Origin of the sequence: Microbacterium sp., from assembly GCF_048259935.1 — a bacterium.
Taxonomy (GTDB): Bacteria; Actinomycetota; Actinomycetes; order Actinomycetales; family Microbacteriaceae; genus Microbacterium.
Genome location: NZ_JBLXHF010000001.1, coordinates 136,041 through 155,478, shown reverse-complemented (window position 1 = coordinate 155,478; position 19,438 = coordinate 136,041). Strand labels below are relative to the sequence as shown.

16 protein-coding genes are annotated in these 19,438 nt (G+C 66.8%); 7 read left to right on the top strand and 9 right to left on the bottom strand.

Annotated features, from left to right (window positions below; genetic code table 11):
• The first annotated feature begins 2 nt into the window (after positions 1-2).
• Positions 3-785 (top strand): 2-keto-4-pentenoate hydratase, encoded by a 783-nt coding sequence (locus ACN0RC_RS00665; RefSeq protein WP_417508571.1) that lies wholly within the window; start codon positions 3-5, stop codon positions 783-785.
• The gene (locus ACN0RC_RS00660; RefSeq protein ID WP_417508133.1) at positions 770-1,579 is read left to right on the top strand and encodes an HpcH/HpaI aldolase family protein; all 810 of its coding nucleotides are present in this window, start codon (positions 770-772) and stop codon (positions 1,577-1,579) included. The genes ACN0RC_RS00665 and ACN0RC_RS00660 overlap by 16 nt, the downstream gene beginning before the upstream one ends.
• Before the next feature lie 121 nt (positions 1,580-1,700).
• Here ACN0RC_RS00660 and ACN0RC_RS00655 read toward each other — a convergent pair whose 3' ends face one another.
• From ACN0RC_RS00655 to ACN0RC_RS00630, 6 genes are read right to left on the bottom strand one after another with little or no spacing between them, the layout of a single operon-like run.
• Positions 1,701-2,861, bottom strand: a complete 1,161-nt coding sequence (locus tag ACN0RC_RS00655) for an ROK family protein (protein ID WP_417508132.1) — start codon at positions 2,859-2,861, stop codon at positions 1,701-1,703.
• 35 nt (positions 2,862-2,896) lie between these two features.
• Complete coding sequence (locus ACN0RC_RS00650; protein WP_417508131.1) at positions 2,897-4,471, bottom strand: family 43 glycosylhydrolase; 1,575 nt, start codon at positions 4,469-4,471, stop codon at positions 2,897-2,899.
• Positions 4,468-6,897, bottom strand: a complete 2,430-nt coding sequence (locus tag ACN0RC_RS00645) for a glycoside hydrolase family 3 N-terminal domain-containing protein (protein ID WP_417508130.1) — start codon at positions 6,895-6,897, stop codon at positions 4,468-4,470. The genes ACN0RC_RS00650 and ACN0RC_RS00645 overlap by 4 nt, the downstream gene beginning before the upstream one ends.
• Positions 6,894-7,796 (bottom strand): carbohydrate ABC transporter permease, encoded by a 903-nt coding sequence (locus ACN0RC_RS00640; protein ID WP_417508129.1) that lies wholly within the window; start codon positions 7,794-7,796, stop codon positions 6,894-6,896. The genes ACN0RC_RS00645 and ACN0RC_RS00640 overlap by 4 nt, the downstream gene beginning before the upstream one ends.
• The gene (locus tag ACN0RC_RS00635; protein WP_417508128.1) at positions 7,793-8,806 is read right to left on the bottom strand and encodes a carbohydrate ABC transporter permease; all 1,014 of its coding nucleotides are present in this window, start codon (positions 8,804-8,806) and stop codon (positions 7,793-7,795) included. The genes ACN0RC_RS00640 and ACN0RC_RS00635 overlap by 4 nt, the downstream gene beginning before the upstream one ends.
• A 7-nt stretch (positions 8,807-8,813) precedes the next feature.
• Positions 8,814-10,100 carry an ABC transporter substrate-binding protein gene (locus ACN0RC_RS00630; RefSeq protein ID WP_417508569.1) on the bottom strand — a complete coding sequence of 429 codons (1,287 nt, stop codon included), beginning with the start codon at positions 10,098-10,100 and terminating at the stop codon, positions 8,814-8,816.
• 195 nt (positions 10,101-10,295) lie between these two features.
• On the opposite strand from ACN0RC_RS00630, the gene ACN0RC_RS00625 reads away from it, so the two are divergent.
• The 3 genes from ACN0RC_RS00625 to xylB all read left to right on the top strand — a co-directional run bounded on the left by ACN0RC_RS00625 (position 10,296) and on the right by xylB (position 13,867).
• Entirely contained in the window at positions 10,296-11,294 is a 999-nt protein-coding gene (locus ACN0RC_RS00625) for a LacI family DNA-binding transcriptional regulator (RefSeq protein WP_417508127.1), read from the top strand.
• A 96-nt stretch (positions 11,295-11,390) separates the two neighbouring features.
• The gene (gene xylA, locus ACN0RC_RS00620; RefSeq protein ID WP_417508126.1) at positions 11,391-12,578 is read left to right on the top strand and encodes a xylose isomerase; all 1,188 of its coding nucleotides are present in this window, start codon (positions 11,391-11,393) and stop codon (positions 12,576-12,578) included.
• Positions 12,579-12,580: 2 nt separating this feature from the next.
• A complete protein-coding gene (xylB, locus tag ACN0RC_RS00615) occupies positions 12,581-13,867 on the top strand; it encodes a xylulokinase (protein ID WP_417508125.1) in 1,287 nt (428 codons plus the stop codon).
• Between the two features lie 3 nt (positions 13,868-13,870).
• Here the strand turns inward: xylB and ACN0RC_RS00610 are convergent, their stop codons facing one another.
• The 3 genes from ACN0RC_RS00610 to ACN0RC_RS00600 are packed head-to-tail and all read right to left on the bottom strand — an operon-like array spanning position 13,871 to position 17,978.
• Positions 13,871-14,863: a DUF2804 domain-containing protein gene (locus tag ACN0RC_RS00610; protein ID WP_417508124.1), complete on the bottom strand. Its 993-nt coding sequence runs from the start codon at positions 14,861-14,863 to the stop codon at positions 13,871-13,873.
• The gene (locus ACN0RC_RS00605) at positions 14,860-16,653 is read right to left on the bottom strand and encodes a glycoside hydrolase family 2 protein (RefSeq protein WP_417508123.1); all 1,794 of its coding nucleotides are present in this window, start codon (positions 16,651-16,653) and stop codon (positions 14,860-14,862) included. The genes ACN0RC_RS00610 and ACN0RC_RS00605 overlap by 4 nt, the downstream gene beginning before the upstream one ends.
• A complete protein-coding gene (locus ACN0RC_RS00600; protein ID WP_417508122.1) occupies positions 16,650-17,978 on the bottom strand; it encodes an MFS transporter in 1,329 nt (442 codons plus the stop codon). The genes ACN0RC_RS00605 and ACN0RC_RS00600 overlap by 4 nt, the downstream gene beginning before the upstream one ends.
• A 182-nt stretch (positions 17,979-18,160) precedes the next feature.
• On the opposite strand from ACN0RC_RS00600, the gene ACN0RC_RS00595 reads away from it, so the two are divergent.
• Together ACN0RC_RS00595 and ACN0RC_RS00590 are read left to right on the top strand one after the other, a co-directional pair.
• Entirely contained in the window at positions 18,161-18,880 is a 720-nt protein-coding gene (locus tag ACN0RC_RS00595; RefSeq protein ID WP_417508121.1) for a DUF6882 domain-containing protein, read from the top strand.
• Complete coding sequence (locus tag ACN0RC_RS00590; RefSeq protein WP_417508120.1) at positions 18,877-19,434, top strand: hypothetical protein; 558 nt, start codon at positions 18,877-18,879, stop codon at positions 19,432-19,434. Before ACN0RC_RS00595 ends, ACN0RC_RS00590 begins: the two co-directional genes overlap by 4 nt.
• Positions 19,435-19,438: the final 4 nt, after the last annotated feature.

Below are 19,438 nucleotides of genomic sequence, written 5' to 3'. Positions count from 1 at the left end.
CGCTGCCCGCAGAGGTGATCGAAGCGATCGCGGACGAGCTCGCCGAGGCCGATCGCACGAAGAGCGTGATCCCACGGATCACCGCGCGATACCCGGATGCCACGATCGAGGACTCCTATGCCATTCAAGGCATATGGCGGGACAAGAACGTCACCTCCGGGCGCAAGCTCGTCGGTCGCAAGATCGGGCTCACCTCGAAAGCCATGCAGCAGGCGACCGGGATCACCGAGCCCGACTACGGCGTGATGTTCGATGACACCGTGTTCTCCTCGGGCGCCGAGCTCCGGTTCGACGACTTCTCGAACGTGCGCATCGAGGTCGAGCTCGCGTTCGTGCTGAAAGCACCGCTCGAAGGCCCGAACTGCACGCTGGAAGACGCTCTGGCTGCGATCGACTACGCCGTGCCCGCGCTCGAAGTACTCAACTCCCACATCGAGCTCGAGGGCCGCACGATCGTCGACACGATCAGCGACAATGCCGCATACGGTGCGATGGTGCTGGGGGATGTGCGCAAGCGCCCGGATGAGATCGATCTGCGCTGGGTGCCCGGCGTCCTCTCGCGCAACGGCGAGATCGAGGAGACCGGTGTCGCGCAGGGCGTGCTCGGGCACCCGGCGACCGGGGTAGCGTGGCTGGCGAACAAGTTCCATCAGCACGGTGCACGTCTGGAAGCGGGCGAGATCATTCTCGCCGGCTCCTTCACCCGCCCGATGTGGGTGCACAAGGGCGACGAGGTGCGCTGCGACTACGCAGAGATGGGTGAGATCGCATGCCGTTTCATCTGACCCCACCGCCGTCGTTCCGCGATCGCCTCGCGGCGAGCTCCCGGCCCCTGGTCGGCGCCTGGATCTGCTCCGGCAGCCCGATCGCCGCCGAGATCGTCGCGGGCTCCGCCCTGGACTGGACCCTGATCGACGGCGAACACAGCCCGATTGGCCTCGAGTCGATCCTCGCATTGCTGCAGGCAGTGGCGCCGTACCCGATCACCCCCCTCGTGCGGGTGCCATCGGCGGACCCGACCTGGATCAAGCAGGTCCTCGACCTCGGGGCGCAGAATCTGCTGGTGCCGATGGTGAACACCGCTGAGGATGCCGCCGCCGTTGTCGCCGCCACCCGCTACCCGCCTCTGGGCATCCGCGGGGTGGGCAGCGCGCTCGCGCGCGCAGCGCAGTTCAACCGCATCGACGGTTACCTGCAGCGAGCTCACGAGATCACCTCGCTCACGGTGCAGATCGAGACGGATGCCGCAGTGCAGAACGCCCGTCAGATCGCCGAAGTCGACGGCGTGGATGCGGTCTTCATCGGTCCGAGCGATCTCGCCGCCTCCATGGGGCTGCTCGGTCAGCAGGAGCATCCCGATGTCGTCGCGGCTGTCAAGCATACGATCGCGGAGGTGCGCGCAGCCGGCAAGCCCGTCGGAGTGAACGCGTTCGCCCCCGACACTGCCCGCCGCTATCTTGCGGCCGGGGCGGCATTCGTGCTGGTCGCCGCCGACGTATCGATCCTCGCCCGCGCGACCGAGAATCTCGCCGCGACGTGGATCCCCGACGCCGAGACCACCGGGCGCGAAAGCTACTGAGCCCTTTCCTGCAAAACCACGCCGAGACCGCGGTGATTCACCGTGGTCTCGGCGTGGTTTTGCAGGTTTACATGACCGGAGAGCGCCTCTGAGCAGGTCGCTCACGCTCTGAGCGCAGCGCTCACCCCAGCGGGTCGGTGAGGAGTCGTGCGAAAGCTGCCTCGGCCGCACCGATGAGCAGACGGTCCTGTCCGAGGGCGGCAGATGCGATATGCAGTTCTTCTGCAGAGATGACGAGTGAGCGCTCGCGCACCGCCGCGTCGAAGCCCTCTGGGTCCCGATCTCGCAGAATGCCGAGGAATCCGCCGAGCACGATCATTGACGGATTCAGAACGTTCACGGCATTGCTGATGGTGGCAGCGAGGACGCCACGCTGACGGTCGACCTCATCGTCCGCGGTGGGTCCTGGGTCGCCGGCGAGAGCTGCGGCCAGAGCGGCGTCATCTCCGCTCACCAGCTGCACTGCTGACATCAGCCGAGCCCTGCCGACCTCGTCTTCCAGAACGCCGTCATGAGTGCGGCGATGCGATTCGTTCGCGATGCCGGGTCTGGTCTGTCCCCATTCACCGGCGTAGCCGCCCGCTCCGCGGATCAGCGCACCGCCGAGAATCGCACCGCCACCGATACCACTGGCACCGCCGTTCAGATACACGATGTCGCCATGCTCGCGCGCTGCGCCGAAGAGATGCTCAGCACGCGCACCCAGCGATGCGTCGTTGTCGACGGCCACCGGCACGCCGAGCGCTTCGGAGAGCGGTGTCGTGATGTCTTCATCACGCCATTGCAGATGGGGCGCCAGGCGCACCAGTCCATCCCCGGAGCGCACGAGACCAGGAACCGCCACGCCGACTCCGACGATGCGGCTGCCGGCGAGCTCGCCGTCCGTCCATTCGCGGACGACGCGCGCGACGGTCTCGACCACCTCCGCGACCCCTGGGCGCACGGCGTCGACGCGGACACGCATGCGCACAGCCCCGCCGAGGCTGACCGCCCCGATCTCGATGGCGTCGACCTCGGGGTTCACCCCGATCGCCACGACGTCACGACTGCCCGCGACGATGGGGCTCGGCCGCCCCACCCTCCTGGTCGGATCGGGCTGCTGCTCGACGACGAGTCCGTGCTCTGCCAGTGCTGTCACGAGGTCTGCGACCGTCGACCTGTTGAGGCCGGTTTCTGCGGTGATGAGCGAGCGCGATCGTGGACCGATGTGATGCACCAGACGCAGCACCTCGCCGAGGTTGGCACGGCGCACCTCTTCGACTGCGGTCGCGCGTTCCTTCATCGAGGTGCTCGTTCCTATGTCATGGTCGATTGCTCTCAGGTTACCGGCGCGAGCGACGCATCCTCGGAGGGCTCGTAGCGGAAGTCGCGGATTCGCACGCTCCCGCGCGGTTCATTCCCCTGACTGGTCGCGAAGACGCCCAACCAGATTCCGAGGAAGCCGCCTGTCGATGAGGCATCGAGTTCGCGCCCGTCAGCGCGGGCCAGCACGTCACCGCCGGCGACGAGCTCGTAGTCGTACCCGCGGCTGCGCACGCCGAGAGTGACGGATGCTTCAGCGGGGATGACCCCTCCGTTACTCACGGTGTCACGGCCCGCCCTGCGCTGCACGCTGCCCAGCTGCAGTCCCGTATCCGTTCGTGTGACTTGCACGCTCACGTGGTCCTTCTCGGACTGCCGCACGACCAGCCCGGCCGTCTCGCCCACCGCGAGCGCGGACGCATCGAGGTCGACCGTCACATCGACGTGATCGTGCTGCTGCCGCACACCGACGAAGGCCACTGTTCCGGCGTCGGTCAGAGCCTCTGCCCTCACCGGCAGCATCCATCCATCGCCGTCAGGGGTGGCGATGGTTCGCGGCACCGCGCGCAGAGACGTCCAGCGGGGGTCACCCGGAAGCACGACGCCTGCCGTTCGCGCGTCCGGCTGCCAGGTGCGCTCGTCCACAGCCGTATCGGCCCAGGGGATCTCGATCGCCTTGGCCAGGCTTCCACGCCCAGGGGCGAAGACGGGCCAGCCGTCCTCCCACGCGACGTCGCACAGGAAGGTCTCGCGTCCCAGCGGGTAGTGATGACCGTCCGCCGCACGCATGGCGAGCATGACCGCCTGCCATGAGCCGTCCGGGGTCTGGACGAGGTCGGCGTGTCCCGCGCCGATCACGGGCGAGCTCCGCCCGAGGTGTCGATGCGTGAACACGGGATTTGCCCGGTTGCCCACGTAGGGGCCAGTGACCTCGTCAGCGCGTGCAACGCTCACGGCGTGATGGAACTCCGTGCCGCCTTCGGCCGCGATCAGGTACCAGCGGCCGTCGATCAGGTACAGGTGCGGCGCTTCTGCCCACACCACGCCATCGACTGCTCCGTGCCAGATCACGTGCTCTTCGCCGACGAGTGCCTGTTCGGTGCGGGAGTACTCCCGCACCCAGACCTCCGTCTGGTGGAACCACAGCGGATCCTCGGCGAGCCTGGTCCCATGCATCCATACCCGACCGTCTTCGTCGAACGCCACCGAGGGATCGATCCCTCGGGCATCGAGCCAGATGGGGTCGCTCCACGGACCTGCCGGGTCCTCTGCGGTGATCACGAAGTTGCCTCCGCGCGAGTCGTCCTGCTGATCGACGATCGTGCAGACGATCCAGAACCGCTCTCCGTCGTGTCGGATCGTCGGCGCGTACAGCCCGCCGGATGACGCGATCCGGTCGAAATCGAGCATCCCGTCGCGATCGATCGCGAAGCCGATGGTCTCCCAGTTCACGAGGTCGCGTGATCGCAGAACGGGGAGGCCAGGCAGATACTCGAAGGTCGACGTCACGAGGTAGTAGTCGTCACCGACCCGGCAGATCGAAGGATCCGGAAAGCACCCGGGAATGATGGGATTGGCCGCCGTGATCACGAATACGAGACTTCCACCAGACGAGCGTCGGCCCCCGTGACGGCATGGACTCCACCGATGAGTGGAAGCACCCGTGCCGGCGTGGCGGAGGACGCGAAGTCGCGGTGATGACGATCACGCGAGTTCACGATCGCGCCACCGGTCGTGTCTCCGCGCTCGAGGTCAGGGGTCGCGGCGGCATGCGACCCCACCCAAACAGTCACATCACCGGGTTCGACGACCTTGACCCGTCTCCGGTCAGTGAAGGCAAATCTCGTCACCGGAACGTCGAAGCTCACTCGACGCGACTGTCCCGGCTCGAGCGGCACCCGCGCGTAACCGAGCAACTGAGCGACGGGGCGAGTGACGGACGCGACGAGGTCGCGCCCGTACAGCTGCACGATGTCCGCGCCCTCGCGGGATCCGGAGTTGGTCACCGTCACCGAGGCGCGGAAGCGTCCGTCTGTCGTTGCCTGCTCATCGACGACGAAGTCCGAGTACTCGAACGACGTGTACGAAAGCCCGAACCCGAAGGGACGCACCGGCGTGGGGTCGGTCGACGTGACATCCGAGGCCCCCCCGAGAATCGGATGCAGATAGGTGTACGGCTGCGCCCCGGCGGATCGCGGCAGGCTCAGCGGCATCCGGCCCGACGGCGAAACAGCGCCGGTCAGCACGTCAGCGATCGCTGTCGCGCCCTCTTCACCGGGGAAGAACGCCTGCAGCACTGCGCCAGGACGCGCCTCTCCCGTGTCGAGCGCCCACTCGATCGCGTAGGGGCGACCTGTGAGCAGCACCATGACGACGGGGGTCCCCGTCGCCGCGATCCGCTCGACGAGCTCGCGCTGCACACCGGGCAGGTCCAGCGACTCCACGTCGTTGCCCTCCCCCACCGTTCCGCGCCCGAAGAGCCCGGCCTGGTCGCCGACGACCACGATGGCGATGTCGGCGTCCGCCGCAGCCTGCTCGGCTTCGGCGAAGCCGGAACGGTCATCGCCCTCGACCTCGCCACCGCGCACATGCACGATCTCGGCATCCGGAATCGCGGCGACGAGCGCTTCGCGCACCGTCGGGATCTCGAACCCGTTCTCAAAACCCGGGTGGTGGGCCAGCACGTGGTTCGCGAAGGAATAGCACCCCTGCAGCGCATCCGTGCGATCGGCGTTCGGTCCGATGAGCGCGATGCGCCGGGCGGAGGATGCCAGGGGCAGGACGCCATCGTTCGACAGCAGCACCAGAGACTGTGCAGCCAGCCGTCGCGCCACGTCCCGGTGGCGCGGGGTGTCGAGATCGATCTCCGTGGGCGGGGCGTCTTCGAACGCATCGGGCTCGAGCAGACCCAGCTGCTCCTTCTGCATCAGCACACGGATCACGGAGCGGTCGATGTACGCCTCGTCGAAGACGCCTGCACGCACTCGATCGAGGAGCGGTTCCAGATACGCATCTCCCGAAGGCAGCTCGACATCGATGCCCGCCTTCAGCGCGAGCTCCGCGGCTTCGCCGCGATCGGCAGCCACCGCATGCATCACTTCGAGGAAGGCGACCGCGAAGTAGTCTGCGACCACGACGCCGTCGAAGCCGAGGCGCTCCCGCAGCTCGTGCGTGAGCAGCTCCGGGTCGGATGCCACGGGGACCTCGTCGATCGCCGCGTAGCTGTTCATGACGCTGCGGACGTTGCCGTCGCGGATCGCCATCTCGAACGGCGGGAGGAACACATCGGCGATCTCGCGCGGACCGGCCGAGACCGGCGCGTGGTTGCGCCCCGCACGTGAGGCTGAATACCCGAGGAAGTGCTTGAGCGTCGCATGGACACCTGCGGACTGCAAGCCCTGCACGTACGCGGTGCCGACGGTGCCCACCAAGTACGGGTCCTCACCGATGCACTCGTCGACGCGCCCCCAGCGCGGGTCGCGCACGACATCCAGTACGGGAGCGAGGCCCTGATGGATGCCGAGCTCGCGCATCGACTCTCCGATCAGGGTGCCCATCTCGGCGACCAGCTCGGGGTCGAATGCTGCTCCCCAGGCGAGCGGAGTCGGGAACGTCGCGGCCTTCCACGCAGCGAGTCCCGTCAGGCACTCCTCATGCACGAGCGCGGGGATGCCGAGGCGCGTCTCACTCTTCAGCCGGCGCTGCTCCGCCCACAGCCATGCCGCACGCTCTGCGGGTTCGACGGGGCGGGTGCCGTACACCCGGGTGAAATGACCGATGCCATGACGGGTGATCTCGGCGAGCGCCCCCGAAGGACCGCCACCGCCCATCTCGTTCTGCATCGGGGCCACGACCTCGCCACCCTGATCGAGCCAGTAGCCGACCAGTTGCGCTGCCTTCTCTTCGAGCGTCATCTGCGAGATCAGTGCGCTCACTCGCTCGGAGGCCAGGGGAAACGCGGGAATGCCGGCGGTTGCCTTCGTCTCCGGCACGAAGGTGTCGTTCGTCACGGTCATCCCTTCACCGCCCCGGTGAGGCCACCGACGATGCGACGCTCGAACATGCTGAAGAAGATCAGTGCGGGGAGCATCGACAGTGAGGTGTACGCCAGCACACGTGCGGTATCCACGGAGTACTGAGAGGCGAAGTTCTGCACGCCCAGCGGAAGGGTGAACAGCGCCTCGTTATTCAGAATGAACAGCGGGAGCATGTAGCCGTTCCACGAGCCGACGAAGGCGAGGATGCCGACGGTGATCACACCGGGCAGGCTCAGCGGTAGCACCATGCGCCAGAAGAACCCGAGGCGCGATGCGCCGTCGATGGATGCCGCCTCTTCGAGCTCGTTCGGGATCGCCCGCAGGAACGGCACGAGGATGATGATCGTCATGGGCAGCGCGAAGGCGATCTGGGGCAGGATGATCCCGGCCAAGCTGTTCACCAGTCCGAGGTTTCGGATCAGGATGTACAGCGGGGTGATCGCCACCGTCACGGGGAACATGAGCCCCGCGGCGAAGATCGAATACATCAGGCCGCGGCCGCCGAAGTTGTAGCGTGCGATCACGAAGCTGGCCATGAGGCCGAGGAGCACGGCTCCCAGGGTGGTTGCCACGGCCGTGATCGTGGAGTTCATCATGGCGGTCCAGAACTGCGAGCTCGCCAGCACGTCACCGTAATTGCCGAGCTGCCAGGGGCTCGGGAAGCCGGACGGGTCGAGCGTGATCTGCGAGTTGGTGCGGAACCCTCCGATGATGATGTAGAGCACCGGAGTGATGCAGATGGTGATCAGCACCAGGGCTGCGAGGTAGACCGCGGGGCTGCCCCACTTGACGCCGGATTCGCGCACGCGTCGCGGTCGACGTCCGTTGGTGGTGACCGCCTGGATGGCGACCCGAGTGTTCAGGTTGTCAGCGCTCACTTGCGCCTCCTTCCGCTGTCGCCGGTCAATGCGCCTTCGGTGTCGCGGCGCAGGACGAAGCGCTGGTAGATGAGCGCGACGATCAGGGTGATGATGAACAGCATCACGGCGACGGCGTTACCGAATCCGTAGCTGCCGGCCAGGTGGCCGTTCTGGTACATGTAAGTGGCCATCGTCGAGGTGCCGGCGGTTGCAGCGATGTACTGGCCCCAGATGATGTTGACCAGGTCGAAGAGTTGCAGCGCGCCGATGATCGACAGGAACGCCCAGATCCGAATGGTCGGGCCCAGCAGCGGCACTGTGATGGTCCACTGCATCTTCCAGAAGCCCGCGCCGTCGATGGCAGCGGCTTCGTAGAGCTCCTCCGGAATGGACTGCATACCGGCGAGCATGAGGATCACGGCGAAGCCGATGTACTTCCAGGTGATGATGACCATGAGCGAGGTCATCGCGAACGCAGGATCTGCGATCCAGGACTGCTGGAGGGCGCCGAGGCCCCACTTCTCGAGCAGTGAGTTGAGCGCTCCGGAATCCTGCAGCATCAGGCTCCAGCCAATGCCGACGATCACTTCGGAGATGACATAGGGAACGAAGATCAGTACACGGATGATCGAACGTCCGCGAATCTTCTGGTTCATCAGCAGCGCGAACAGGATCGCGATCGGGCCCTGGAGCACCAGCGAGAGCACCACGATGATGCCGTTGTGCATGACGGCAGCGCGGAAGGTGTCGTCTTCCCACATCATGATGTAGTTGTCGAGTCCGATGAACTCGGTGGGCCAGCCGAAGCCGTTCCACTTGAAGAATCCGTAGAACGCAGCCATCCCCACCGGGAGGATGACGAAGCCGACGAACATGAGCAGCGCGGGTCCCGAGAGGAGCGCGATCTCGCCGCGCTTGCGCCAGTCGGCCCGCGGCGAGCGCCGCTCCGGGGCGGGCGATGCGCCCGCCCCGGAAACGGCAGCCCTCTCAGGCACTGACGTGCTTTTTAGTGCCTGGGTGTCTTGCATTGGTCGGTCAGCCCCTTGCCTGAGCCTTGGTGACGGTCTCGACCAGCTTCTCCGGGCTTCCCTGACCGGCGAGCATCTCGACGACGCTGGTGTTCAGCGCGTTTCCGACGTTCTGGCCGAGTGCGGTGTCGAGCCACAGCGCGACGTAGGGAGCCTTCTGGAAGGCGGCCATCAGCGGCTCGAGTGACGGGTCGGTGACCGCGCCCATGGCCTCCTGCGAGGCGGGGATGGTCTGGAATGCGACCGCGTACTTCTCCTGCCATTCCTTCGACGAGACGAAGTTCAGGAAGTCCTCGCACGCAGACGGCGAGTTCTTCGAGCACGAGTATCCGTCGACGCCGCCCATCATGGCACCGGCGCCGCCTGCTCCGCCTGCAACCTCAGGGAAGGGGAACCAGCCAAGGTCCGGGAGGGGCTGCTCGTCGGGGGTCAGGCTGGCGATCACGCCGACGTCCCAGGCACCCATGAGCTCCATGGCGGCCTTGTGGTTGGCGATCAGGCCGGCCGAGGAGTTCGCGCCTTCCTGCGGGTCGGTCGTCAGGAAGCCCTTGTGGAACGGCTCGATCGCAGCGAAGTCCTGGAAGTTCTCCGCGGCTTCCAGCCAGCACGCGTCGGCGAAGTCTGCCTCGGTGGCGAGGTTCTCGATCAGGCCCTGGTCGCAGGCGCGCAGTGCGAAGAAGTAGTACCAGTGCGCAGCGGGCCATGCGGCCTTGCCGCCGAGGGCGATCGGCTCGATGCCGGCGGCCTTCAGCTTGTCGACGGCGGCTTCGAGGTCATCGAGGGTCTTGGGCTCTTCAGTGATGCCGGCCTGCGCGAACAGGTCCTTGCTGTAGAAGAAACCGCCGGGGAGCACTGCGGACGGCATGCCGTAGATCTTGCCGTCGACGCTGAATGCGCTGAACGGCGCGTCACCGAATGCTTCCTTCACGCTCGGGTCGACGAGGTCGGTGAGGTCCTTGACTGCGTCGGCGTTGACGATGTCGGCGAGCTTGCCACCACCGCGTGCCATGAAGATGTCGGGCATGTCACCCGAGTTGACGGCGGTCTGCAGCTTGCCGTCCATGTCTTCGTTCTGGATGGACGTGACTTTGATCGTCACATCGGGGTTCTCCTTCTGGAACGCCGCTGCGGCGTCGTCCCAGTACTGCTTGCCGTCGCCGGTCGTGGAGTTGTGCCACATCGTCAGCTCGGCCTTGCCGCCCTCTGCGGGTTCGCCGGATCCGCCGCTGCAGGCTGTGAGGCCCACCACCATCAGGGCTGCGGCGGCGATCGCCGCTCCCCGTACGCTGCGCATCTTCATGCTGTGTTCTCCTCTTCGTCGAGTGATTGTCTTCATCGGGTTTTCGCACCATCGCTGAGGCGATGAAACGGCCGTGGGCTTATTTGTTGCCAGCAACCCCAATATGCCGTGCGCCTACTCTGGCATCCGGGATCACGTTGTGTCAAACGTTATCGATAACGTTTTCGACACCATGGCTATAGTGAAGCCATGAATGGCCGGATCACGATCAACGACGTCGCCCGTGCTGCCGGAGTCTCGGTCGCAACGGTGTCCAAAGCGATCAACGGGCGATACGGGGTCTCCCCCGAGACGATGGCGACCGTGATGGGCGTCGTTTCCGATCTCGGATACGAGAGCTCCCTGGTCGCCACCTCGATGCGCCGTCGCAGCACGAACGTGATCGGCGTGCTCGTGGCCGAGTTCGAGCCGTTCTCGCTCCAGCTGCTGCGCGGAGTCTCCAGTGCGCTCCAGGACACCGACTACGACGTTCTCGCGTACGCCGGAACAGTATCGGCCGGTGACCACCTGGGCTGGGAGCATCGTTCGCTGTCACGCCTGGGCGGCACGCTCATCGACGGGGCGATCCTGGTCACCCCCACCACCACCCGCACGAAGACTTCGGTGCCGATCGTCTCGGTCGACCCGCACATCGGCGCCGATGATCCCGCCACCGTGGGGGTCGCCAACGTCGAGGGGGCACGCGCAGCGACCGAGCACCTCATCTCGCTCGGTCACCGCCGGATCGCTCACCTCCGAGGGCGCATCGATCTAGAATCCGCGCAGGAGCGAGAGCGCGGATACCGCGAGGCGCTCGAGTCGGCCGGCATCCCCTTCGATCCAGAGCTCGTCGCAGATGGCGGATACCGCACCTCGGACTCCACAGCGGCAGCGCGAGGGATCCTCGACCTGCCAGACACCCCCACCGCGGTCTTCGCGGCGAACGACCTGTCTGCCATCGAGATGATCCGCATCGCTTCGGAACGCGGACTGCGAGTGCCGGACGACATCTCGGTGGTCGGCTTCGACGACATCCTCGATGCCGCCTCACACACACCGCAGCTCACGACAGTGCGCCAGCCGCTGCCCGAGATGGGGACCGCCGCTGTGCGGATGCTGCTGGACGTGTTGCAGGGCCATGCGCCGGAGCCGATCCGGATGCCGACGACGCTCGTCGTGCGCGAGTCGACCGCCGCTCCGCGGCGCTGAGGATCTTCATCGGCGATTGCAATTGCGGAAGGGCTCTCGATCGCTTATGTTGTCTATCACAACTTATATTGATTCACCGCTTGCAGAGGAGCAGCCATGCCCACCCCCACCCGTGAAGACAAGTTCTCGTTCGGTCTCTGGACCGTCGACTACAACGGCACCGACCCGTTCGGCGGACCGACCCGCCCTCGCCTCGATGTCGTGCACGCTGTCGAGAAGCTCGCTGAGCTCGGCGCGTACGGCCTGACCTTCCACGACGACGACCTCTTCGCGTTCGGTTCTACCGATGCCGAGCGTCAGAACCAGATCGACCGTCTCAAGGGCGCACTGGCCGACACCGGCCTGGTCGTGCCGATGGTCACCACGAACCTCTTCAGCGCGCCCGTCTTCAAGGACGGCGGCTTCACCTCGAACGACCGTGACGTGCGTCGCTTCGCGCTGCGCAAGGTCTTCCGCCAGCTCGACCTCGGTGCAGAGCTCGGGGCGAAGACCTTCGTCATGTGGGGTGGCCGCGAGGGCGCAGAATACGACTCGGCCAAGGACGTCCGCCAGGCGCTGGAGCGCTACCGCGAGGCCGTGAACCTGCTCGGCGACTACGTCACCGACAAGGGCTACGACATCCGCTTCGCCATCGAGCCCAAGCCCAACGAGCCTCGCGGCGACATCCTGCTGCCCACGCTCGGCCACGCCATCGCCTTCATCGGATCGCTCGAGCGCTCCGAGCTGTTCGGAGTCAACCCCGAGGTCGGCCACGAGCAGATGGCGGGCCTGAACTTCACGGCCGGTATCGCCCAGGCGCTGTACCACGGCAAGCTCTTCCACATCGACCTCAACGGCCAGCGCGGCATCAAGTACGACCAGGACCTCGTGTTCGGTCACGGCGACCTGCACAACGCGTTCTCGCTCGTCGACCTGCTCGAAAACGGTGGCCCCGGTGGAGTCCCCGCCTACGACGGCCCTCGCCACTTCGACTACAAGCCCTCGCGCACCGAGGACGAGACGGGTGTCTGGACCTCGGCGGCCGCGAACATGCGCACCTACCTGCTCCTCAAGGAGCGTGCCGCCGCATTCCGCGCCGACCCCGAGGTTCAGGAGGCACTGTCTGCCGCCAAGGTCGACGAGCTCGCACAGCCGACTCTGAACCCGGGCGAGAGCTACGACGACTTCCTCGCTGACCGCAGCGCCTACGAGGACTTCGACGCGGACGCCTACCTCGGCGGCAAGGGCTTCGGCTTCGTTCGTCTGCAGCAGCTCGCCACAGAGCACCTTCTCGGCGCGCGCTGATCATGCCGCTCGCTCTCGGGGTCGACAGCTCGACCCAGTCCTGCAAGGTCGTCGTGGTGGACACCGCGACCGGTGCCGTCGTGCGCACCGGTCGCGCCTCGCACCCCGACGGCACGTCAGTCGACCCCGAGGCGTGGTGGACGGCGCTGAACACCGCACTCACCGAGGCCGGCGGACTCGACGACATCTCCGCCTGGGCGATCGGCGGTCAGCAGCACGGAATGGTGGCGCTGGATGCCGAAGGCCGTGTCGTCCGTGATGCACTCCTGTGGAACGACACGCGCTCTGCGGATGCCGCGAAAGAGCTCATCGCCGAATTCGGCGCCGAGCAGCTCGCTGCCCGCACCGGACTGGTTCCGGTGGCATCGTTCACGATCACCAAACTGCGCTGGCTGCGCGACAACGAGCCCGAGAATGCGGCTCGCGTGGCGGCCGTCGCGCTTCCGCACGACTGGCTCACCTGGCGACTGCGCGGCTTCGGCCCTGCGAACCCCGTACTCGACGAGCTCGTCACCGACCGCTCGGATGCCTCGGGCACCGGATACTGGGATCCGTCCACCGGTGACTACGACCGCGAGCTGCTGATCGCAGCCCTCGGTCATGACGCGGTGCTCCCCCGCGTTCTCGGCCCCGATGAGTCGGTGCGCGATGCCTCTGACCGCCTGGTCGGAGCCGGCGCCGGAGACAACGCGGGCGCAGCCCTCGGACTCGGCGCAGCCCCCGGCGATGTCGTCGTCTCGATCGGCACGTCCGGAACGGTCTTCGCGGTCAGCGAGCGCGCTGTCACGGATCCGTCCGGCACGGTCGCCGGGTTCGCCGACGCGACCGGCAACTTCCTCCCCCTGGTGGCGACGCTCAATGCGGCGCGGGTGCTGGCTGTCACAGCATCCCTGCTCGGCGTCTCTCTCGATGACCTCAGCGCCCTCGCGCTGGAGGCGGATGCGGGCGCCGGCGGACTCACTCTCGTGCCCTATTTCGAGGGCGAGCGCACCCCGAACCTGCCGGATGCCACGGCGACGCTGTCGGGAATGACGCTGGCGGCTACGACTCGCCCCAACCTCGCTCGCGCGGCCGTCGAAGGCATGCTGAGCGGGCTCGGCGCAGGTCTTGACGCGCTTCGCGCTCTCGGCATCCCGCTGGAGCGCGCGCTCCTGATCGGCGGCGGGGCGCAGTCCGAAGCTGTGCGGCAGGTCGCCGCTCAGGTTCTGGGCCTTCCCGTCGAGGTACCCGAGCCCGCGGAGTACGTCGCTCTCGGCGCTGCCAGGCAGGCCGGGGCGCTCGTCAGCTGAGCATCACCAGCGGTTGGCGACATCCTCCGCCCACCCGAACAGCGAGCTGATCTCGATGCGTCTGCCCTCGACGCGCACCCAGCCGTCGAAGGTGCCGAACACCTGATCGCCTCGCGTGCCGATCACCCCCAGATCGGTGCGCGAGGTGTGGTCGTACTCGGGTGTCAACGTGACGTCGACGTCCGTTCCGGTGATGCGCCACGGCTCCAGGGGACGCTCGAGGTCGTACTCCCAGCGCAGCTGCTCCGAGATCTTCGTCGTGCGCCCATCGACGATCAGCGCGTTCTCGGTCATGCCGGTGCCCTCGGTCCACCTGGCACCGAACTGCAGTCCGACCAAGTGTCCGTCGGTGTGCCCGACCGCCGCCGCCCAGTTCCAGCGCACGTCGTGGTGCCAGCGCCCGCGCCCGTGGTCGAGCACAGCCCAGGCATCCTCGAGCTCTGTCACGACACCATCGATCTCGATGTGCCCGTTCGCAGGACGCACGACATCCTTCACCGTGTACTGGAATCGCCTCTTGCTCCACGGGACGACGACCGCCATCGATTCGTGCGCGGTCTCCCGTTCCGCGCTGATGCACACCGAGAGCCCCGGCGCCCGCGCGGTGATCTTCGTGGCGCCTCGCACCTCGGCGATCTCGATCTCGAGATCGCGCGTCTTCGCCGTCGCCGGCCCATCCCCCAGTGTGGGCGGCAGCGTTGCCGTCCACGGGCCGCCGATCTTGCCCCGATCGATCGTGACGCCGCTCCGCCGATCGCGCACCCAGAATCCGTGCACGGCGGCGTAGTCGAGAGACGACACGGTGATGGAGATGATGTGGGTCGGGCTGACGATCGCCCAGTACTCCCAGCGCTTGATGCGTCCGCGGTCGCGGATACCGCCCCCGATCCCCGAGGTGTCATGCAGCGGCGTGCGGCTCCAGCCGACGGCATCCGGATTGAGATCGCCGTTTGGCAGGCACAACGGGACGGGACTCGTGATCTCGCGCTCGGTCATCGTTCAGCACTCTCCTTGACTGATTCTTCGAATATCTCGCGGAACTGCGCGTTCAACGCGCGCACGACATCGGGGTCCGGCTTCACAGCGCTGCGATCAGCGGTGAGCAGACCGTTCGACTCGTCCTCGACGTCTGCCAGCTGGGTGTACACCGTCGCTGACAGCCCTCGGGCGATCGCCGGAAGAACCTCACGACGATGCAGCTTCTCGTAGGCATCGGTGAGCGCTTCGCGCGTCTCGAAGCGTCGGTAGCCGAACACCTTCTCGGGATAGCTGTGCCCTGGCAGCCGCAGGCTGTATCCACCGTATTCGGAGACGACCAGCACCCTGCCATCGCGCCGCCACCAGCGCGCAGGACGGATCGGCTGGAAGTACACGTGCAGACTGCGCAGGTCTCCCGCGCCCTGGTCGTGCCACCCGCTCGCATGATCGATCACGCGATCCGGGTCGCGCCGACGCACCCTCTCGGCGGCCTCCGCCGCGTCGAACTGTCCCCAGCCCTCATTGAAGGGAACCCAGGTCACCACCGCTGGCGAGTTGCGCAGCAGATCCACCGTGGCGTCCAGCTCGGTGAGGAACTCCGCGCGGCCTTCGGCATCCGCTCTTCCGAACGCCCCGTAGCGGTGATCTGAGATTCCGACGTGCGGTGAGATCACCGGCGCGGTGATGACCCACGGCTTGTAGCGCTCACCACCGTTGACCGCGTCCTGCCACACGAGGATGCCGAGTCGGTCACAGTGGTGGTACCAGCGCAGCGGCTCGATCTTGATGTGTTTGCGGATCATCGTGAATCCGAGATTCTTCATCACGGTGACGTCCGCTTCCAGCGCCGCATCATCGGGCGGCGTGTAGAGCCCGCGCTCCCAGTACCCCTGGTCGAGCACGCCGATGTGCGGGTACGGGTCGCCGTTCAGATGCAGGCGCGCGATGCCGTTCGCATCCGGCTGCACCCCGACACTGCGGACCCCTGCGTAACTGGTGACCCGGTCATCACCGAGAGTCACCTCGATGTCGTAGAGGTGGGGGTCCTCCGGCGTCCACAGCCGGGGCTCGGCGATCTGCAGCTGAAGGTTCTCTCCCGGGATTCCATGAGCAGTCGCGACGCTCTGTCCGTCCTGGCTGATCGTCACCGCAACCGGGGCCGCGCTCGCCGCCTCGACGGTGATCTCTACGGATGCGTGCGGTGCCCCCGTCCGCGCGTCGGGAGTGCGCAGGCGCAGCCCAGTGATGTGCTCGTCTGGAACGATCTCAAGCCAGACGGTCTGCCAGATTCCCGACTGTGCGGTGTACCAGATACCCCCTCGGTCGAGCCGCTGCTTGCCGACCGAATGGTGCGATGTGTCACTGACGTCGCGCACTTCGACGACGAGCTCGTGCACGTCACCGGCACCGGCGCTGGCACCGGCACCGGCACCGGCACCCAGAGCGTCGGTGATGTCGACGGTGAACGGCAGGTAGCCGCCGATGTGCGCGGCGACCTCGACTCCATCGATGAGCACACGGCACGACTGGTCGACCGCGCCGAAGTGCAGCAGGGTGCGATGCCCTGGTTTCGCTGCGACATCGAGCTGCCGGCGGTACCAGAGCGACTCGTCCGGTTGCAGCTGTCGTCCCACGCCCGAGAGCTCGGCCTCGGGCGAGAAGGGCACGAGGATGCTGCCGCCCCAAGACTGGGGCGAGACTCCTGCGGCGGTGAACGCATAGTCCCATCGTCCGTTGAGGATCGTGAAGTTCTCGCGCCGCAGCTGCGGACGGGGGTACTCGGGGAAAGGCACAGCATCCTTCGTCATCGGCTTCGCTCCATTCGCGCACGCACGATGGCCAGCACCGGCACGAAGACGAGCACCGCCGCCGCGGCGAGGAACATCTCGGGCCCTGGGACCGGCTTCGACACCCCGAGGTCGACGTACGTCTGCCCAGCCCCGGAAATGACCCATGCGCCGAGGAAAGGTCCGACGATCATCGGGACCATGATCGCCGTGACCATGCGCAGCCCCTGCACCATCCCCGCGCGTCCGTCCGGCGTCTCGTCGCGCACCGTCGCCGAGATCGACGCGATCGCGAGCATCATGCCGCCCAGAGCAAGGGATGCCGCGACGATGACGAACACCATGTCGCGAGCGAAGAACATCAGCACGAGACCGACCGCGAACAGTGCCGCTGCGGGAAGCAGCACCCGCCGCTTGCCCACCCGGTCCATGACCCGGCCTCCGAGCACACTGATCACGGCCGCGGCGACGAGCGATACGCCGAGCATGAGCGCGTATGACTCGACCTGCAGCCAGTACTGCAGATAGATGATCACGTACGGCAGGAACACCTGACTCGAGGTGCCGACGACCAGCCAGAGAGCCAGCGAGACGTACAGCGGCGCGTTCGCGCGAATCGTCGCTGGCCGGAAGCCCTCGATCAGCCGTACCGCCACCGATGGACCGTGGAAGCCTGCCGGGAGGGCATCCCGCGACACGTCTTTGACGAGGAACCACGCGATGACTCCCGTGATCATGGTGGCAGCACCGACGACGGCGAAGAACAGCCGCCACTCCCCCGCGCGCGTCAGAGGATCCAGAAGACCGAACACCAGCAGCATGGCCATCAGCGGCATGATCGCCACGACGCCGTCGACCCGTCCACGGGTGCGGACAGTCGTCGACTCGGTCACCCACGCGCCAAAAGCGGCATCGTTCGCCCCAGAGCCGAACACGCTCATCACGCAGTCCAGGACGATCACCCCGACGACCGCTGCGAGCACATACGGCGCCGCGACGGCACCGGATTCCGGAGCGAGCAGCCCGAAGCCCGCGGTGCACAGCCCCCAGGCGATGTAGCCGATCGCGATGAAGACGCGGCGTCGACGCAACCGGTCTGACCACGCGCCGACGAAGATGGTCGCCGCCGTGGCCGCCACGGCGCTGAGCGCGACCATCGTGGCGATCGCTGCGGGCTCCGGTGTGATCGTCTCGTACACGAACACGTTGAGATACATGTTCTCGACGGTCCAGGCGAGCTGGCCGACCAGTCCGATCACGATCACTGTGATCCACAGTCGCGCGCCAGGGCGCTCCCGAGGGTCTGCGCGACTGCGCGGTGCTGAGCTGTGCTGTGGTGACGTCATCGTCGTTGCCCCTTGCGGCCGGGTGCGGTGTGCGGCGGATGCATTGCGTGTGGTGCGCCACGTTTTCCACGTGGCAAAGCCCTCCCACTCTAATGCAGCGACGCTCGACGCGTGGAGGGTGGGCAGGGCTGCCCCGGCCGCGACAGTGGCGCACTCATAGGGTTTGCGGCCAGACTGGTCGCATGACTTTCGCAGCTCTTCAGCCACTCGCCGATCGCGCGTCCTTCTTCGCCGCTCTCCGCCAGGATGCGCTCACCAGTGCCGTCGATGCGCTCGGCGAGCACCGCTGGGATGCCGACATGGCTGCGGGCACGCTGACGTTCAGCTCGATCGCCGACCCCGCGCAGAACATCGTCACGCGGCCGCATCTGATCGCGACGATCGCTCCGGGCCCTCGCTCGCTGCTTTGGGCCTGGGCTCACCCTCAGGGCGACCCGCAGGGCGTCGCGGCGCAACTGCGCGAGTACGGAGCCCAGTACGAGCTGACCGAGCTGACGCAGTCCGAGCTGGCCTTCCCCGACGACGTCGGTGCCGATGCCGAAGCCTGGATCTCCGACACCGCGCACCAGATCGGTGCGATTGCGACCGAGATCACCGGGCGCTCCCCCTATTACGCCGCACCGATCGGCGGCGGCACGCGCGCCGTGTTCCTGCTCGACGCGCCCATCCCCGCCACGACTGTCGCGGATGCCGCCGCCAAGGCGCCTCGCATCCTCTCGGGCCTTGCCCTCAGCGATGCCCGCTCGTCTGTGTGGGATGCCGCGCGCCTCGCCGGTTGGAACCTGGAATGGACCGATGCCGAGTTCACCGGAGCGAAGGTCTCGGATGCTTCGGGCACGGCGACCTTCCGATTCGATGAGCAGGCGCGGATCACCGGTATCGAGGGTAGTCTCGGCGCATGAAGAACTGGCTGATCCGCGCAGTATCGCTGTACGTCTTCAATGTCGTCGTACTGTTCCTGATCGGCCTGATCATGCGCAGTGTCAGCGTCGGCTGGCACGCCCTGTGGGCATCGATCATCCTCACGCTGGCGACTCTTGCGATCAAGCCCGCCCTGCTCAAGGGGTTCCGCGGCTCGGCAGCGAAATCGGCTGGATCGCGCTCGAAGCTGGCAGAGAAGCTCGTTCAGTACCTGCTGGTCTTCGTCGTCGAGCTCATCGTCTGGGTGCTCACCGTGGTGCTCAGCGGCGTGAACGTGCACGGGTGGTTCTGGGGGTACGTGCTTCCACCGCTGTATCTGCTGATCGCCTGGGTCATCTACGACCAGATCGATGACCGCATGGAGGCCAAGACCGGAGAGCTCATGGGTTCGGTCGCCTCGAAGGTCAAGGGCCGGGGTGCCGCGGCATCCGCCCCCTCGCCTTCTGGCGGGCCATCGCCCGCCCAGGCCGCAGGGCGCGCGCAACTGGACGACGGGCTCACACCCGAGCAGCGACGCATGCTCGACGAGCTCTAGCGGC

Bases quoted from the DNA above. Each gene is read 5' to 3' on its own strand.
- ACN0RC_RS00600 (WP_417508122.1), bottom strand. From the start codon at position 17,978: ATGACGTCACCACAGCACAGCTCAGCACCGCGCAGTCGCGCAGACCCT.
- ACN0RC_RS00605 (WP_417508123.1), bottom strand. From the start codon at position 16,653: ATGACGAAGGATGCTGTGCCTTTCCCCGAGTACCCCCGTCCGCAGCTG.
- ACN0RC_RS00630 (WP_417508569.1), bottom strand. From the start codon at position 10,100: ATGCGCAGCGTACGGGGAGCGGCGATCGCCGCCGCAGCCCTGATGGTG.
- xylA (WP_417508126.1), top strand. From the start codon at position 11,391: ATGCCCACCCCCACCCGTGAAGACAAGTTCTCGTTCGGTCTCTGGACC.
- ACN0RC_RS00645 (WP_417508130.1), bottom strand. From the start codon at position 6,897: ATGACCGTGACGAACGACACCTTCGTGCCGGAGACGAAGGCAACCGCC.
- ACN0RC_RS00655 (WP_417508132.1), bottom strand. From the start codon at position 2,861: ATGAAGGAACGCGCGACCGCAGTCGAAGAGGTGCGCCGTGCCAACCTC.
- xylB (WP_417508125.1), top strand. From the start codon at position 12,581: ATGCCGCTCGCTCTCGGGGTCGACAGCTCGACCCAGTCCTGCAAGGTC.
- ACN0RC_RS00660 (WP_417508133.1), top strand. From the start codon at position 770: ATGCCGTTTCATCTGACCCCACCGCCGTCGTTCCGCGATCGCCTCGCG.
- ACN0RC_RS00625 (WP_417508127.1), top strand. From the start codon at position 10,296: ATGAATGGCCGGATCACGATCAACGACGTCGCCCGTGCTGCCGGAGTC.
- ACN0RC_RS00610 (WP_417508124.1), bottom strand. From the start codon at position 14,863: ATGACCGAGCGCGAGATCACGAGTCCCGTCCCGTTGTGCCTGCCAAAC.
- ACN0RC_RS00635 (WP_417508128.1), bottom strand. From the start codon at position 8,806: ATGCAAGACACCCAGGCACTAAAAAGCACGTCAGTGCCTGAGAGGGCT.
- ACN0RC_RS00595 (WP_417508121.1), top strand. From the start codon at position 18,161: ATGACTTTCGCAGCTCTTCAGCCACTCGCCGATCGCGCGTCCTTCTTC.
- ACN0RC_RS00590 (WP_417508120.1), top strand. From the start codon at position 18,877: ATGAAGAACTGGCTGATCCGCGCAGTATCGCTGTACGTCTTCAATGTC.